Raw genomic sequence first — 17,152 nt, forward strand, 5'->3', positions numbered from 1 at the left:
ACCCGTTCCATACATAGGATCGCGCGGTTCGTCCCCGGGTACGCGAAGCCGGATACGGGAAGCCGAAAAAGTGAGGGAAGCGCTCATGCGGTGGGATGACGGCAAGGGGCACTATTTACGGAGGTGCCTGCAGGAATTTCCCGAAATCTGCAGGTTGAAGTACGGCGCCCCCTTCGACCCGGCCGCCGTCGAGGACAAGGTCCGCCACCTGCGCTGCCGCACCACCCTGGCATGCGCGGACCTGGCGCACTTCGAGTCCCCCGACCTCTGGTGGTTCCGCCGCTTCTGGGTGTTCCCCCCCAGGGAGCAGATAGAGCCGGCCCTGGAAAAGACCTTCTTCGACTTCTGGAACCTCCCGGAGAGCAACGAGCCGGAAACGGTCCTCGGCCTGCTCCACATCTTCAAGTCTATCGAGCTGGTCTCGATCATCCTCCGCTTCGTGCGCCCCGAGCATTACGCGATCTATAGCGCGCCGATCCAGCACATGCTGGACATCCGCCACAGGCGCGACCTGGTGCAGACCTATCTCGCCTACCTCGAAAACCTCAGGGAACTGAAAACCCACCACCGCCTCGATCGGGTCGCTGACGTGGACATGGCGCTCTGGGTGCTCCATGAAAAATGCTACGGGCAGTGGCGCGACCGCGAGATAGAGGCGGCCTACCGGGAGGACGACTTCATCCTGCAGCTGCGGGTGGGGAACCTCGTGGCGCCGTTGGCCGCGCTGTCCGAGGCCCGCCTGGCCCGGGCCCTGGCGGAAGCGAAGCCGGGGCTCGCCGCGCTGATCGCGTGCCACCAGCTCGAGATCCTGCTCCGGAAGCTGGCGGGGCAGCTGCGCCTCTGCGAAATCGAGGACGCGACCCCCCTCGAGGAGGTGATCGATCGGCTCCCTCACTTCGGCCCCGTCGGCCCGATGCGCAAGGCGCTCTGGAAATCGCTCAAATCGATCCGCAACGACCTGATCCACAACGGCCGCCAGCCCGGCCCGCAGGAAACCCGCCTCCTGCTCCACGAGGTCGGCCGGCTGGAAACGGAAATCGATGCCGGCGCGTTCGCCCGGGCCCCGGCGCATCCCTGAGGAGGAATGGAGCGCCCGCATCTTCCCCCTCCTCCCGGGACGGCCCGGCTCCCCGCCGCCCCCCGATTCGAAATCCCGGCGCGTCTCCTCCGAGAGGGGCTGAAACAGGTTGTCCCCGACCTCGCTGCAGTAGTCCAGATCGTAGAGCCGGGCCCCGTACTCCCACGCCCACGCCCGCTGCCTCGCCTTGAAGGCGTCCACCAGTTTTCCCATCCTCCCGACCCTTTCCTCCGCCGCCTCCGAATCAAAATCGGGGACGGACCATCAACGGCCCGATCCCAGCCCCGACTTTTTTGCCTCCTCGTCCTGATACATGATTCTTTTGCCCGACCTCGCCTCCAGGATCGGGAGCGTCGTGCGCACGACGTCCTTACCGAGTTCGAATACGGCCACCTGCTCCTTCCCGAGGTCGTCTGTATAACCGATGGTGACGAAATGCTTGCGCTTCTTGGAAAAGAGCATGAAAAGCCCGACCGGGCTGATCAGGATAGCGGTGGCGATGGAAGCTCCCACCCGTCTGCCGGCCTTCTGCCCGTACTCGATATCCACAAAATGCCGGTACGGAATCTGATAAATCCGTCTTCCCCCGTTGATCACGTATTCGAATTTGAGCACCTCTTCATCCGCGGTGTCGAGATACCCCTCCACCGCCTTCCCGGCTCCCGGGAAATCCCTGTCCTTCGTGGTTCCCCCCTGGTACGCGGCCTTCTTGCTGCCGAGGCCGGCGAGCGCGGTCGCCGGAAGGACCAGCGACACCATCAAACAAAGTGCGATAACAGACTTCATTGGATTCTCCTTGTCAAAAACAATTCATAACCGGGTTTATCGCAAATTCACCATGCCCTGATTCTGTTCAGCAGCGTGACATCCGGGGTCACACCCACCCATTTTTCATGGGCTTGATCCACCAAGAAGCGTCCCGCCGCCGCAACCGTGAAGGCCCCGGAGCCGTAGGCAGAATTCACGGATTCCTGGGCTAGAACTTGAGCACGACTCCCCCACCGAATCGCATGTTTTTGTAAGCCCATGCCCCCTCACCACGCAAAGCCACATAATCAGCCTGGATGGCACGGATCGCCAGGTGGCGGTTCACATCGACGTCCAGCCCGAAACCGGGCATCAGCGCCAGATGGTTGGTGGATCCGCCGAAACCGAACAGGCGGGCGTTCCCGTGAACATAACCAGCCAGGAAATGGAGGAAAGGGGTCACGCGCCCGGCGGGGAAGGAGACCTTCGGCCCTCCCAGGATGCCATGAAAGCTCTCGGAGTAATAGCTGACGGGCGAATTGTAGTAATTGCCCATCACGTTGGCTTCGAGGCCGAAATTCTCCGTGACATTACCAGCGAAGGAAAGATTCCAGCCCAAGTAGTCGGCATCATTGCCGGCCTGGAACGCGTGGACCCAGTGGAAGGTCCCGGCGGTTTCATAGCGTGTGGACGCCCGCCCGGGATCGAATCCGCTATTCCTCTGGCTGGAAAGATCCTTTTCACCGGCCACGGGGATCCGATCGAGAGTCGCCGCCCGATCCCCAGGATCGCCGGTTCGCCGGTCAGCGGACCCGGGCATTCGAACATATTTTGCGTCCACGTAGCCGATCCGATCCCCGATTTGAATCCGCACGTATCCCCGCTCGAGACCGGTGACGCTGACCATCTGTCCGCATACGAGTTGTTCCACGACATGGGCCCCCCCGGGCGCTGTCCAGGCCGGGACCGAGGATGTACCGGGCCCGCACTCGATGCGGCCCTCGTCCTGACAGAGGGCCGTTCCCGCAAAAACCAGGCTGAAGATCAAAACGATGAAATGGCGATACATGGTTCCTCCCATAGATGACCGGTTCCAGAATTCGCCCGAAAAGGACGAAACGGGGCGATGATAGGGAACCGGAGTGACAACGCAGGTCACTTGCGCCAAAAAAATCGGCGGTCCTTTCCACGGGCGAAAAGACGCTCTATATCGATAAAATAGCGTAGTCCGTCCCAAGGCAGTCGATAAGATATTGTATTGCACGGAAGCCCTTAGTTGATTTAGGGTAACGAGACCGCCCTCCCGCTCCGCGCGACCGGGAGGCATGCGCCGGATTGGACTTTTGATCACGCGATTCCGTGGAGAATGCCGATGCCCCGAAACGACCAAGTGATGCGCCAGTGGTTCCTGCTCAAGATGCTGGAGCGGCCCGGGGGCGCGACCATCGACGAGCTCGCCGCCTCCCTCCCGGGCGATTACGCCTGTCACCCGCGTACCGTCCGCCGCGACCTGGAGGCGCTTTCGATCTGCTTCCCGCTCTACACCGAACACGCCGAAGGGCGCGCGCGCTGGAAACTGATGGACGGCTTCGGCCACGCCCCCGCCCTGCAGTTTTCGGCCACCGAGCTGATGGCGATGGTGTTCACGAGCGACCTGGCCCGGCCGCTGGCGGGGACGCCGATCAAGGAGTCGCTCGATTCGGCGCTGCTGAAGATGCGGGGCGCCCTCCCGGCCTCGGCCGACGGGTACTTCCCGTCGCTCGCGGGGTGGTTCTCCGCCGGGCTCGGGGCGCACAAGAGCTACCGCGAGCACCGCGACAAGATCGAACAGCTGGGGCGCGCGATCGAGAGGAAGCGGACGGTGGAGATGCGCTACTTCACCGCCGCCCGCGACACCACCTCGCGCCGCAAGGTCGACCCCTACCACCTCCGCTTCGCCGGCGGCGCTCTCTACCTGATCGGCCGCTGCCACACCCGCAGGGAGGTCCTGATTTTCGCCGTCGACCGCATCCGCTCCCTCACGGTGACCAACCTCCCCTGCCAGATGCCCCTCGCCTTCGACGTGGAGGAGTACCTCGCCGGCGCCCTGACCGCCATGCGCGGCGCCGAGACCCTCGACGTGGAACTCCGTTTCGACCGCCGCACCTCCGCCTGGGCCCGCGACCGCATCTGGCACCCCAGCCAGACCGCCGCCCTGTCCAGGGACGGCCGCCTCACCCTCCGGCTCCAGGTCGCCGACACCCCCGAACTGGTCAGCTGGATCCTGAGCCTCGGCCCCGGAGTCCGGGTGGCCCGCCCCGACCGCCTCCGCGACCGGGTCCGGGAAACCGCGCGCAGAATCGCCGGGGCGGAGTGACCCGGGATGTCACAACCATGTTGGAAACTCATCATTCGTCAATGCCTTGCCCACAATGTGCAGGAGCACAATGAACATGAACAGCAAAAGGAAAGGAATTTGACGCGGTCATCGTGCTTGATGCCAATAATGGGATCTGGCCCAGCAAACTCGCCACGAGTGAGAATGACCTGGAACAGGAGCGGCGGCTTTTCTATGTCGCCATGACCCGGGCGCGCCGGTATCTCTACTTCATTGTCAATGACAGCATTATCGGGGAGAAATGCAGCCCGAGCCCCTACCTGGCCGAAATGGGGCTTTCCATCCCGGCCACAATGCATTTAAGATGAATGATTGCTAAGAAATATAAAAGGAAGGCCCTGGGGGCAGGGGTACTATCTGATGCACGACAAATACAGCCTGTCTTTGGCAACCGGAGGCTTGTTTCATCCCGAATCGGTGCTGGTGACTGCACTGTACCTCGAACTAAAGGACTGGCAGGCAGTTCGCGATCAAGTTGCGGCTCAGAACCTGCTTCAAGCCAGGACACAGAGCAGTTCCGCCCGCATCTGTCGGGAAATCGTCGCACGCCTGAAGACCCTCAATGATCCGATGCTGCACCTGCTTGTTGAAACCCATCATCAGGAACAAGGCTATATGCTCTGGCTTGCCGCTTGCCGGCGGTATAGATTCGTCTCGGATTTCGCCGTGGATGTCCTGCATGAACGATTCACTGCCCTGAAAAGGGATTTGAACTACGAGGATTTTGACGCCTTCTTCAACCGGAAATCGGAATGGCACCCGGAACTTGACGCCCTCCGTCCCGATACCCGTAACAAATGGCGCCGTGTGCTCTTTAAAATGCTTCGCGAGGCGGACCTCCTGACGGTGAATCATTCAATCAATGCCGCCCCCCTCAGCCGAAGGCTGATAGAACTGATTTCCCGGGATAATGGAATGGAACTCTCTTATTTTCCAATATTTGAGGCGGATGTGAAAAGGATGCTCCAGTGAAAGCCGAAATTGCCCGAATGTCCATGCAGGAAAGGTTCCAGTGTCTTTTTTCGGTGATCTCCGGCGAGCGCTTTCTCAAAAAGCAGGGCCTGGGCAATGAGGTCCCCTTCTTCATCTGTCCCTACAGCCCCGAAGATGCGGTGGGAATGGACCGGCTCCGGCACCAGTTGGTCCATCGGCTGGAGCAGGCCGGGGTTCGCATCCTGGAAATCAACCTTTACGACCTTTCCATAGAACTACTCAAGGAACGTGGAGTCTGGGACCGGATCCTGGAAATGGAAGATTCGATCTCAAAAGAACAGCTCAAGGAACTGCTCCAGGGTGTCCTGGATCCGGAGACCCACCTGGTTCCGGCCATCGCGGCCAGCCTGGGGAAAGCGGCTTTTGATGTGCTCTTCATTTCCGGAGTGGGCGAGGTCTTCCCCTATATCCGCTCCCACAATGTCTTGAACAATCTGCAGAGCACGGCCAAGGACCGGCCGACGGTGATGTTTTTTCCCGGCGCCTACACTCATTCCCTGGAATCAGGGGCCTCCCTGGATCTGTTCGGAATGCTTCATGACGATAAGTACTACCGGGCCTTCAACATCTTTCATTGCGAAGCTTAACCAAAGGAATGCGCGATGCCGCTGAAAAGCATTTTCAATAAACCTGTTGACCGTCCCATCGAGGGGGTCATCAAGGCCGATGATGAAGCCAGCCTTCGCCTTGAAATCGAAGAATATGTCCTGACCAACGAGGTCGAAAAGCGGCTCGAGGCCTTTCTCGACGCTTACATCAATTACGAGGGCGCCAATGGCGTCTGGATATCCGGCTTTTTCGGATCCGGGAAATCCCACCTGTTGAAAATCCTGGCGCTGCTGCTCGAAAACAGGCCCATCGACGGCGCATCGACGCTCGACCTGTTTCTGCCCAAATGCGGAGACAACGAAATCCTGCGCGGCGACCTCAAGCGGGCGGTGGCCATCCCCTCGAAAAGCATCCTTTTCAATATTGACCAGAAGGCCGACGTCATCAGCAAGACGCAGATCGACGCTCTGCTCGCCGTTTTCGTCAAGGTTTTCGACGAAATGTGCGGCTATTACGGCAAGCAGGGGCATATCGCCCAGTTTGAGCGCGACCTCGACAGCCGCGGCCTCTACGAAGCGTTCAAGGCGGAGTATGCGTCGGCTTCGGGAAGAAGCTGGCAGACGGGGCGGGAACAGGCTCTGCTGGAAGCGACGAACATCGCCAAGGCATATGCCCAGGTAACCGGCACCAACGATGATTCGACACTGGGGATTCTGGACAAATACCGGAGCGAATACCGGGTCTCCATCGAGGATTTTGCGGACAAGATCAACGCCTATATTCAGCGTCAGTCCCCTGATTTCCGTCTGAACTTCTTTGTTGACGAAGTCGGGCAGTATATCGCCGAAAACGTGAAGCTCATGACCAACTTGCAAACCATCGCCGAAAGCCTCGCCACCAAGTGCCGCGGCCGGGCGTGGGTTGTCGTCACCTCCCAGAACGACATGAGCACCGTTCTGGGCGAAATGAACAAGCAGCAGAGCAACGATTTTTCGAAGATCATGGCCCGTTTCGAAACCAAGATGCTGCTGACGAGCACCAACGTCGCGGAAGTCATTCAGAAGAGGCTGCTGGCGAAAACCGATGAAGGCGCCGAGCTCATTTCGGACCTCTACCACCGGCACTGCAACAACTTCGGCACCCTGTTCAGTTTTGTCGACGGCTCCCGAGAGTACAAACCCTATCGCGACCGCGACGAGTTCATCCGCGGATACCCCTTTGTTCCCTACCAGTTCGATCTCTTCCAGTCATGCATAGAGAACCTCTCGCGCCATAACGCCTTCGAGGGGAAGCATAGTTCGGTCGGCGAACGATCGATGCTGGGAGTCTTTCAGCAGGTGGCCATTCAGATAGCCGATTATGAAATCGGACAATTGGCCACCTTCGACCTGATGTTCGAAGGCATTCAGACCGCTCTGAAGGCCCAGATGCAAAGGTCCATTCTGGCCGCCGAACATCAGCTGGGCAACCCCTTCGCCATCAAGGTGCTCAAGTCTCTGTTCCTCGTCAAATATGTGAAGGAATTCAAGCCGACGGTGCGCAACCTTTGCGTTCTCATGCTCGACAATTTCGACCAGGATCTGCCCGCCTTGCGCAAAAAGGTCGAGGAGGCGTTGAATCTTCTCGAACAGCAGACCTATATCCAGCGCAGCGGCGAGCTCTACGAATTCCTGACGGATGAAGAAAAAGACGTCGAACAGGAGATCAAGAACACCGAGGTCGAATCCAGAGAAGTTGCCGCCGAACTCGAACAAATAATCTTCGATCATGTGATCAAGCATCGAAAAATCCGCTACCAGGAAAACGGACAGGACTACGCTTTCACGAGAAAACTCGACGACCATTTGCATGGGCGGGAGCAGGAACTGGCCATTCATGTCATCAGCCCCTTCCATGAAAACGCGGACAACGAATCGATTCTGGTGATGCAGAGTATGGGCCGGGACGAGCTGCTGGTCATCATGCCACCAGACGATCTGATGGTTCGCGACCTCCTCATGTACAAGCGGACGGAAAAATACATCCGTCAGAACATATCCATCACCCAGCAGGAAGCGGTGAAACGCATCCTGACCGACAAAGGGTTCCAGAATCGCGAACGCTTTGCGGACCTGCAGCAACGGGTGAAGAACCTCCTGGGCAGATCCAGACTGCTGGTCGCCGGCAACCCTGTTGAAATCGGCTCTGAAGATGCACAGACGCGCGTGGTCCTGGGTTTCCATGACCTGATTGCGCGCGCCTATCCGAATTTGCGCATGCTGCGCGGTATCCAATTCACGGAAAATGATATCGCCAATTACCTGAAACATTCGCATCAGGGGCTGTTCGGCAACGATGCGACCTCGCTGGCCGAATCCGAACAGGAAATGCTGGCCTTGATTCAGACCAACGGCCGCGGCGGCGTACGCACAACCTTGAAAAGCCTGGTGGAGAAGTTCGAACGCAAACCGTATGGCTGGTATTACGCGGCCATCCTCTGCACCCTGGCGAGTCTATGCGCACGGGGCAAGGTCGAGGTGCGCACCGACGGCAACCTGGTCGAAGAAGAAGACCTGGAGCGGGTGCTGCGCAATACCCATGCCCACGGCAACGCCATTCTGGAACCGCAGGTGGAGTTTACGGCCTCGCAGGTGCGTACGCTTAAACAGTTCTACGAAGAGTTCTTCGACGCCCCTCCCCAATCGAGCGAGGCCAGAGCCCTGGGGAAGGAAACGGGTGCGGCCCTGCAGGATCTGGTGCGCCGCCTGGAATCGCTGGGATCTCAAGTGGATCAGTACCCCTTCCTGGCCGCGCTTACTCCTGTCATCCGCGCACTCGAAGAGATCACCGGCAAGCCCTATACCTGGTACCTGACCGAGGTATATCGCCGGGAAGAAACTCTTTTCGCCTTGAAAGAAAGCGTCCTCGACCCGGTCACCAGATTCATGAGCGGCCCTCAAAAAGCCATTTTCGATCACGCCCGGAGATTTGTCTCGGCCGAGGAGCCCAACTTTTCCTGCATCGGCGGCGATGAAGCCGCCCAGATCGTTAGCACGCTGTCCGATCCGGAGTGCTTCAGAGGAAACCGCATTCAGCAGCTCAAGACCCAGGTGGACGCCCTGCAGGAGCTCATTGCCGCCCAGGTGAAAAGCGAAATTGCCAAGGCGCAGGAGGCTGTAACCGCCCTCCAGAATCGACTGTGCGGCATGGCCGAATTCGGCTTTATTGGCGAAAAGCAGAAGGAAGAGATCGCCCGGACATTCGGCGACTGCATTTCCGCCATCGAGCGCCAGAAATTGATCGCCGTTATCCGGGATATGCGTCATCGCTTCGTTGAAACCGAATATCCCCGGCTGCTGGCCCTCCTCAGCGAGCCGCCTTCATCCGCCGACGCCCGGAAGGGACCGGATTCGAGGGGGGTCTCCGACAAAAAGGCCCTGTACAGCCTGGTTCCCATAGCCTCACTCAAAGTCCCTTTCGACGGAGCATGGCTGGCCGATGAAACCGCCGTGGAGCGCTACCTCGAATCGATGCGCAAAATGCTCCTGGAGGAAATCCGCAAAGGAAAGAGAATCCAGATCTAGGGACGGGAATGGATACCGATATCGAAGACCTGATCCGTCGGGGCGAAAGCCTGACGGTGGAATTTAAGAGCGACCTGAGGTGTTTACCCGATCGCGACCTAGTGGCTGCCGTGGTGTCCCTGGCGAACACCGAAGGAGGAGACCTGCTGCTGGGCGTGGAAGACGACGGCACGGTCACGGGTCTGCACGCAAAGCATCAAAACATCTCCACCCTTCCCTCGCTCATCGCCGGCAGGACCAATCCCTCCATTTCCATCAGACTGGAAAGGCACCTGCTCCAACAAGGACCCATCGCCCGCATCGCCGTTCCCAAATGCCGCCAGTTGGTGTCGACCTCCGAGGGGCAGTTGTTGCGGCGGCGCCTCAAATTGGATGGAACCCCCGAAGCGGTGCCCTTTTATCCGCATGAATTCATTCAACGCCAGTCTTCCCTCGGGCTTGTGGACCCCTCCGCCATGACGATGGAGGAACTGACCGTCGACCAGCTGGATCCCCTGCAGCGGCTGCGCATCCGCAATGCCATCAAGAAGTTCGGGGGCGAGCAGACCCTGCTGTCGCTGGCGGACGATGAACTCGATGGGGCCCTTGGACTCTGCCGCGAATCTCATGGCATCCGGCGCCCCACGGTGGCCGGATTGCTCCTGATGGGAACCCCTGACCTGCTGCGACTGCATCTGCCGGCCCATGAAGTCGCCTTTCAGGTGCTCCAGGGAACGGATGTCAAGGTCAACGAGTTCTTCCACAAACCCCTTCTGGACACCTTTGAAGATGTCGAACTGCTCTTCAAGGCACGGGTCGAGGAAGAGGAAATCCAGGTCGGGCTCTTCCGCGTACCGGTCCCCAACTTCGACCGTCGCGCCTTTCGTGAAGCCTTCGTAAATGCTTTGGTTCACAGGGATTACAGCCGTCTCGGAGCGGTCCACGTCAGAATCTCCAGCGACGGTCTTTCCATCAGCAACCCCGGGGGCTTTGTGGAAGGGGTCACGCTCGAAAACCTGCTGGTGGCCGATCCCCGGTCGCGAAATCCCCTGCTGGCCGATATCATCAAGCGCATTGGGCTTGCCGAACGAACCGGGCGCGGAATCGACCGGATCTATGAAGGCATGCTGCGCTACGGGCGGCCGGCGCCGGACTACTCCATGACAAACGCGTCCACGGTACGCGTCTTTTTATCCAATGCTTCTGCCGATCTCGATTTTCTGAAAATAGTGCTGGAACAGGAGGAAAGCCTCGGAAGGATGCCGATCGATTCCCTGATCATCCTTTCCCGCCTGCGAGAAGAACGACGCTTGACGACGGCCGAACTCGCCCCCTCGGTGCAGAAGTCAGAAACCAATGTCCGGGCGACGCTCGAAAGGCTGGTGGAAGCCAGCTTTCTCGAACCCTACGGAACCGGAAGGGGTCGTACCTACACGTTGAGTGCGCGCCTATACCAGAAAGCCGGACTGCAGGACGAATATATCCGCCAGGCCGGGTTTGCGCCCATCCAGCAGGAACAGATGATACTCAACTATGTGGACAAGCACGGGAGCATTAAACGAGCGGGGGTCATGAGCCTGTGCCGCTTGAACGGCCCTCAGGCCTACCGCATACTCAAGTCATTGACCTCTAAAGGTTTACTAAAGAAAAAGGGCGAAAAGAGACATGCTTTCTATACACGATAAGGCTATTCTATGCACGCGTGCATAGCGCCTATACACGCGTGCATTACTCGTGTATAGCGTTCCATATAAATATTATGTTTATTGTACTTAGCTTCAAACTTTACAGGATTTGAGTGTATGGAAACAGCCAAACTGAAAAAATTCGCCCAGTTCGCCCGACGCAGCCTGATGGATCAGGTCTCCACCAAGCTGAAAATGGCGCTTGCGGACGAAAGTTCCCCAAGACGTGAACATCCGAAGGCGGTCAAGAAGCTTTCCGAGACCATCGCCATCCACGGCAAGGAACAGGTCATCGAGCGGGTGGCCTACATCTGGTTCAACCGCTTCTGCGCCCTGCGCTTCATGGACGTCAACCGCTACACCCGCATCGGGGTGGTGTCCCCCGCCGAGGGACAGTTCCAGCCCGAAATCCTTGCCGAAGCCAAGATGGGCCATATCGATGAAGAAATGGTGCCCGCAAATACAAGGCAGGAGATCTTCTCCTTGCTAAACGGCAAATCGCCCAGCCCCGACCCGCAGGGCGAGGTCTACCGCCTGCTGCTGGTGGCCGCCTGCAACTTCTGGAACAAGGCAATGCCGTTCCTGTTCCAGCATATCGATGATTACACCGAACTGCTGATGCCCGACGACCTCCTCTCGGGCAACTCCATCCTCACCTATACCCGCGAGGCGATGACGCCCGATGCGTGCGAGGATGTCGAGGTGATCGGCTGGCTCTACCAGTTCTACATCTCCGAAAAGAAAGACGAGGTGTTCGACGGCCTGAAGAAGAACAAGAAAATCACGCCCGAGAATATCCCCGCCGCCACCCAGCTTTTTACCCCGCACTGGATCGTCCGCTACCTGGTGGAAAACTCCCTCGGCCGCCTGTGGCTGCTCAATCGTCCCGCCTCGAAGCTGATTGAGCAGATGGACTACTACATCAAGCCCGAACAGGCCGAGACCGACTTCCTGCGCATCAGCAAACCGGAAGAGATCAAGATCTGCGATCCCGCCTGCGGCTCCGGCCACATGCTCACCTACGCCTTCGACCTGCTCTACGCAATCTACGAAGAGCAAGGCTACGAACCCGCCGAAATCCCGGAGAAGATCCTCACGAATAACCTCTACGGCATCGAGATCGACGAACGCGCCGGGGAGCTGGCCGCCTTTGCACTGACCATGAAGGCCCGCGCCAAACAGCGCCGCTTCTTCAACAAGGGAGTCAAACCGAACATCTGCGTACTGGAGAACGTCCACTTCGATGACGACGAGCTCAAAAACTACATGGACTTCGTCGGACGCGACCTGTTCACCGCGCCGCTGCAAACCACCCTGCGCCAGTTCGAAGAGGCAGACAATTTCGGTTCTCTGATTCGCCCCGACGTCACCGATGTGGACGGTATGCTCAGTATTCTGGAGTCAAAAAACGTCTCTGGGCAGCTGTTTATCGGAATGACCCACCAGAAGGTCCTGCAGGCCCTGCGGCAGGCTGATTACCTGAGCCCGAAATACCATGTGGTGATTGCCAATCCGCCGTATATGGGGGCAAAAGGTATGAACCCCCAACTGACAAGTTTGGCCAAGGCCAAGTATCCAAGCTGCTGGGATAGAGGGAATTCTGATCTATTTGCATTGTTTATTGAACGTAATTTGGGGCTGGCGAAGTCGCGTGGCTTAGTCTCTATGATAACAATGCAGACATGGATGTTCCTTTCATCATTTGAGAAACTGCGCCTAAACATCGTGGATGACAATACAATTCTATCTATGGCTCATTTGGGCGCTAGGGCTTTCGATAGTATTGGGGGAGAAGTCGTATCAACAACAGCCTTTGTCATTAGCAATGTACGTCAACTGGAATATGAGGGAAGCTACATAAGACTAGTCGACGGTGGTTCGGAAAGTGAAAAAAACGCCACCCTATTAAGAGCAGTCAAGAGCAATGATGTTGCCTTGTGTAGAGCCTCCTCTGCTGATTTTCGTAAAATACCAGGAGCGCCAATTGCATATTGGCTTAGTGACACGCTCCTAAACATTTTCGAGAACGAGAGTCCTTTGAGTGAGTTCGCCACTCCACGCCAAGGCTTAGCAACCAGTGATAATAATAGATTTGTTCGAACCTGGAGCGAAGTTCCATTCAATCGAATCGGATTTTGCTGTGCTGATCGCGAAGAAGCCATGGAGTCTCGAAAGCGGTGGTTTCCATTCAATAAAGGTGGCTCTTTTAGGCGCTGGGGCGGAAACGCTGAACTAGTTGTTAATTGGGAGAACGACGGTGCAGACATTAAGGATAGCATTCTTACAAAATATCCCTATTTAAATGGAAACCCTGACTTTGTGGCCAAGAATCCGAATTATTACTTTAAGCCAGGATTGACATGGTCGGCTCTCAGCTCAGGTCTATTTTCAATTAGGTTTCAACCGAAGGGATTCATTTTTGCCGACAAAGGTCAGGCAATGTTTCCATTTAAGCGAGATGGCATTCTGAACCTTGAGGGGTTGTTAAACTCCAAAGTTGTTGTGGAGTTTCTTAAGGCCATCTCGCCAACGCTTGATTTTAATGCGGGGTACATTGCAAAAGTTCCATGCCACATAAAGCAATCTCCCGGCGTTTCACGTCTCAATAGTGGATTTTTGTCTGACTGGGATTCCTATGAAACCTCCTGGGATTTCACCAGCCTGCCACTTCTGAATCCTGACTACCTTCAGCCGACTCTAAAGGCCACCTACCAGAAACTACACGCCCACTGGCAGGAAACGACACTGGAGATGCAGCGGCTCGAGGAAGAGAACAACCGCATCTTCATCGACGCCTACGGCCTGCAGGATGAGTTGACGCCCGAGGTGCCGCTGGGCGAGATCACCCTGACCTGCAACCCGCACTACCGCTACGGCAACGACAAGAGCGAGGATGAACTGGAGGCGCTGCTGCTGGCCGATACCATGCGCGAGCTGGCCTCTTATGCCGTGGGCTGCATGTTCGGCCGTTACGCGCTGGACAAGCCGGGGTTGATCCTGGCAAACCAGGGCGAGACCATCGAGGACTACCTGAAGCGGGTTCCGGAGCCCAGCTTCCCGGCCGATGACGACAACGTCATCCCCATGCTCGACGGCGACTGGTTCACTGACGATATCGCCGAGCGCTTCCGCAAGTTCCTGCGCGTGACTTTCGGCGAGGAACACTACGAGGATAACCTCAGGTTCGTCGAGCAGGCGCTGAACATCAAGGGCAAGCGCAGCTACAGCATCCGAGATTACTTCCTCGGCGAGTTCTACCCCGATCATGTGAAACGCTACAAGAAGCGCCCCATCTACTGGCTTTTCAGCAGCCCCAAAGGCAGCTTCAACGCGCTGATCTACATGCACCGCTACCGCTCCGATACTGTCAGCGTGTTACTCAATAAATACCTGCGCGAGTTTCGAACCAAACTCACTTCTCGAAGAAATTTTCTGGAAGCTTTCAGCATCAGCGCCAGCAGCAGCCAGGGCGAGAAGACTAAAGCCCTGAAGGAGATCGAGAAGATCACCAAGATGATCGCCGAGATGGAGGAGTACGAGCGCGAGGTGCTTTACCCGCTGGCCACCCAGCAGGTGGAGATCGACCTCGACGACGGCGTGAAAGTCAACTACCCCAAACTCGGCGCGGCCTTGAAGAAGATCCCGGGGCTGGATGCGAAAGAGGATTAAGGAGCGCCATTGATGGAAAACCGTATTGCCCAAGCCCTGACCAAACTCTTTGACCGGCACCGGATCGTCTTCTGGTATGACGCCAAGCGGGAGTTGCGCGGCAACTTCGAGGCGCTCGAGCTGCCCGGCGTCGAGAAGCTGGAGCTGACCAACAACGAGTATGGGATCAAGTACAGGGTGCTGCGCGAGGAGCCGGACCGGAAATTTTTGCTCTATCGTGAAGGGCCCGAGCCGCCGCACCTGGAGAACTGGCTGCTGGACGTTCGGCTGGCTCATGGCGAGTTCCGAACCGATCAGGCGGGGATTTGGCTGTCGGAACTGGAGCTCGGCCTGGAATTTGCGGATGTGGTCGAGGGACATGCCGAGTTTTTCCAGGCGGTTAAAAGAAGGGAGGCCCTCAGGAAGCTGCTGAAATCCGACGATACCGCCGGCAAGATTCGGATGAAGATGCTTGCGGTCTGTGCCGGCAGCGAGCCGCGCATGGATGCGGTGGTGGAGAATCTCCTGCAGGAACTCGCCGAGGGACGGGACGAAAAGGTTAAGCTGATCGGACGGTGCCGCCTCGATGGCTTTCTCTGGGAGCAGATGACGCGCTGCTACGGGTATAGGTCGGAGGAGCCGGGAATCCGGGATTTTGTCATCGAGCTGTTCAAGTCATGTTACGCGATGGGCACCGATGGCCAGGTGAAACTGACCGGCGACGCCCTGGTGCTGCTCAAGCGCTGGAAGGACAGCCGCCAGTTTGAAAAGGGGTTCGAAACCCTGTCGGAAGAATGCGCCGAAGTTCTCTCGATCGAGCAGGACCTGGCCAGACGGGATTTCCGGGAATTGATCGAACTGGATTACTTTCGCCTGATCGACCAGAAGATCATCAGTGACCTGGTGCGGGCCGTCGCCTCCCGCACGGTTTCGAGCGGCGACGTGTCCCTCTGGGTCCGGCAGCGGCGGACGGGTCACTGGTATCACCAGTACCGTCATCATTATGAGGCGGTGGATTACGGCTCCCGGTTGATTCATGCCATGGACGAGACCCGGATCGACATGGACAGCCTGGCCGATGGCGTGCAGCGCTACAGCCGTTTCTGGTATCAGCTGGATCAGCTCTACCGCAAGTTCACCTACCATGTGCGCATGTCGGGGCAGGCGTCCCTGACCGCCTCGTTGAGCGAACAGGTCGAAAATCTTTACTCAAACAATTACCTGCTGAAACTGGGCGACTCCTTTCAGGCACGCGTGGAGGAAACACCGCGCTGGGAGGCCCTCCCCTTCCCCAGGCAGGACGAATTCTTCACCCATTGGGTGCAGCCGTTCCTAGGCAGGGACAACAAGGTCTGCGTCGTCATTTCCGACGCCCTGCGCTACGAGATCGGTGACGAATTGCTGAGCCTGATCCGTCAGGAAGACCGGTATGGAGCGGAACTGGAGCCAATGATCTCCATGCTGCCCAGCTACACCCAGCTCGGCATGGCGGCACTTCTGCCCCACAAGGAGCTCGCGCTCGCGGATAACGATACGGGCGCGGTTCTGGTGGATGGTCAATCTTCCCAGGGAACGGCCAACCGCGGCAAGATCCTCATTGCGGCCGTAGAAAGAGCCGTGGTCTGCAAGGCCGAGGAACTGATGGCGATGAAGGGGGAGGACTGCCGGGCGCTGGTGCGCGACCACGATGTGATCTATGTCTATCACAACCGGATCGACGCCACCGGCGACAAACGGGAGTCCGAGGAGCGGATTTTCGAGGCGGTGGAGGATACTCTGGAGGAACTGATCCGGTTGTTCAAGAAGTTGACCGGGGCCAATGCCAACAATTTGCTGGTAACCTCCGACCATGGCTTCATTTACCAGAATCGTACCATCGATGAGAGCGATTTCGCCGGAGCGGATGCCGCCGGGGATCGGATCCTGGTGCGGGACCGGCGCTTCGTGCTCGGCCAGGGTCTGGCTGAGTCTCCCAGCCTGCACACGTTCTCCTCGACGCAGCTCGGCCTTGCGGGAAAGATGGAGATCCAGATCCCCAAGTCGATCAACCGGCTGCGCCTGAAAGGTTCCGGCAGCCGCTATGTGCATGGCGGAGCGTCGTTGCAGGAGGTGGTGGTCCCCGTACTGAGGATCAACAAGAAGCGCCAGAGCGATGTGTCCGCCGTAGAGGTGGACATCCTTCGTGGAGCCAGCTCGGTGATCACCTCCGGTCAGCTGGGGGTAACGATGTACCAGAGTGAGCCGGTGACGGACAAGATCCAGCCGCGTGTTCTCCGGGCGGGCATCTACACCGAGACCGGAGACCTGATTTCCGAACAGCACGATTTGACTTTTGACCTGAGGTCGGACAATCCCCGGGAGCGCGAACTGCAGGTGCGTTTCCTGCTCACCCGCAAGGCCGACGAGGCCAACGGTCGTGAGGTCCTGCTCCGCCTGGACGAAAAGCTCGCCGGAACTTCACATTACAGGGAATACAAGTCGCTCCGGTATTTGATCCGCCGCTCTTTTACCAGCGATTTCGATTTTTAAGGAA

At 58.0% G+C, this 17,152-nt stretch carries 11 protein-coding genes; 9 read left to right on the forward strand and 2 right to left on the reverse strand.

The window, feature by feature from the left end; all coding sequences use genetic code 11:
* Positions 1 to 70 precede the first annotated feature (70 nt).
* A complete protein-coding gene (locus tag GXY47_04035) occupies positions 71 to 1,078 on the forward strand; it encodes a hypothetical protein (GenBank protein NLV30304.1) in 1,008 nt (335 codons plus the stop codon).
* A 264-nt stretch (positions 1,079 to 1,342) separates the two neighbouring features.
* Here GXY47_04035 and GXY47_04040 read toward each other — a convergent pair whose 3' ends face one another.
* Both GXY47_04040 and GXY47_04045 read right to left on the reverse strand, forming a co-directional pair.
* Positions 1,343 to 1,864, reverse strand: coding sequence for a hypothetical protein (locus GXY47_04040; GenBank protein ID NLV30305.1), 522 nt, complete (start codon positions 1,862 to 1,864; stop codon positions 1,343 to 1,345).
* A gap of 190 nt (positions 1,865 to 2,054) precedes the next feature.
* A complete protein-coding gene (locus GXY47_04045; protein NLV30306.1) occupies positions 2,055 to 2,894 on the reverse strand; it encodes a hypothetical protein in 840 nt (279 codons plus the stop codon).
* A 303-nt stretch (positions 2,895 to 3,197) separates the two neighbouring features.
* On the opposite strand from GXY47_04045, the gene GXY47_04050 reads away from it, so the two are divergent.
* From GXY47_04050 to pglZ, 8 genes are all read left to right on the forward strand, one after another.
* Positions 3,198 to 4,181, forward strand: a complete 984-nt coding sequence (locus GXY47_04050) for a WYL domain-containing protein (protein ID NLV30307.1) — start codon at positions 3,198 to 3,200, stop codon at positions 4,179 to 4,181.
* A gap of 110 nt (positions 4,182 to 4,291) precedes the next feature.
* A complete protein-coding gene (locus tag GXY47_04055; GenBank protein NLV30308.1) occupies positions 4,292 to 4,510 on the forward strand; it encodes a hypothetical protein in 219 nt (72 codons plus the stop codon).
* A gap of 49 nt (positions 4,511 to 4,559) precedes the next feature.
* A complete protein-coding gene (locus tag GXY47_04060) occupies positions 4,560 to 5,174 on the forward strand; it encodes a DUF1819 family protein (GenBank protein NLV30309.1) in 615 nt (204 codons plus the stop codon).
* A gap of 17 nt (positions 5,175 to 5,191) precedes the next feature.
* The gene (locus GXY47_04065) at positions 5,192 to 5,782 is read left to right on the forward strand and encodes a DUF1788 domain-containing protein (GenBank protein ID NLV30310.1); all 591 of its coding nucleotides are present in this window, start codon (positions 5,192 to 5,194) and stop codon (positions 5,780 to 5,782) included.
* Between the two features lie 15 nt (positions 5,783 to 5,797).
* Positions 5,798 to 9,307, forward strand: a complete 3,510-nt coding sequence (gene brxC / locus GXY47_04070; GenBank protein ID NLV30311.1) for a BREX system P-loop protein BrxC — start codon at positions 5,798 to 5,800, stop codon at positions 9,305 to 9,307.
* An 8-nt stretch (positions 9,308 to 9,315) separates the two neighbouring features.
* Positions 9,316 to 10,971, forward strand: coding sequence for an ATPase (locus GXY47_04075; GenBank protein NLV30312.1), 1,656 nt, complete (start codon positions 9,316 to 9,318; stop codon positions 10,969 to 10,971).
* A 117-nt stretch (positions 10,972 to 11,088) separates the two neighbouring features.
* A complete protein-coding gene (gene pglX / locus GXY47_04080) occupies positions 11,089 to 14,640 on the forward strand; it encodes a BREX-1 system adenine-specific DNA-methyltransferase PglX (GenBank protein NLV30313.1) in 3,552 nt (1,183 codons plus the stop codon).
* Positions 14,641 to 14,652: 12 nt separating this feature from the next.
* Entirely contained in the window at positions 14,653 to 17,148 is a 2,496-nt protein-coding gene (gene pglZ / locus GXY47_04085) for a BREX-1 system phosphatase PglZ type A (protein ID NLV30314.1), read from the forward strand.
* The last annotated feature ends 4 nt before the right edge of the window (positions 17,149 to 17,152 follow it).

It is taken from the genome of Acidobacteriota bacterium, assembly GCA_012729555.1.
Taxonomy (GTDB): domain Bacteria; phylum Acidobacteriota; class UBA6911; order UBA6911; family UBA6911; genus UBA6911.

Coding starts and splice junctions, on each gene's coding strand:
- GXY47_04040 (NLV30305.1), bottom strand. CDS start 1,864: ATGAAGTCTGTTATCGCACTTTGTTTGATGGTGTCGCTGGTCCTTCCG.
- GXY47_04045 (NLV30306.1), bottom strand. CDS start 2,894: ATGTATCGCCATTTCATCGTTTTGATCTTCAGCCTGGTTTTTGCGGGA.
- GXY47_04050 (NLV30307.1), top strand. CDS start 3,198: ATGCCCCGAAACGACCAAGTGATGCGCCAGTGGTTCCTGCTCAAGATG.
- GXY47_04065 (NLV30310.1), top strand. CDS start 5,192: ATGTCCATGCAGGAAAGGTTCCAGTGTCTTTTTTCGGTGATCTCCGGC.
- brxC (NLV30311.1), top strand. CDS start 5,798: ATGCCGCTGAAAAGCATTTTCAATAAACCTGTTGACCGTCCCATCGAG.
- GXY47_04075 (NLV30312.1), top strand. CDS start 9,316: ATGGATACCGATATCGAAGACCTGATCCGTCGGGGCGAAAGCCTGACG.
- pglX (NLV30313.1), top strand. CDS start 11,089: ATGGAAACAGCCAAACTGAAAAAATTCGCCCAGTTCGCCCGACGCAGC.
- pglZ (NLV30314.1), top strand. CDS start 14,653: ATGGAAAACCGTATTGCCCAAGCCCTGACCAAACTCTTTGACCGGCAC.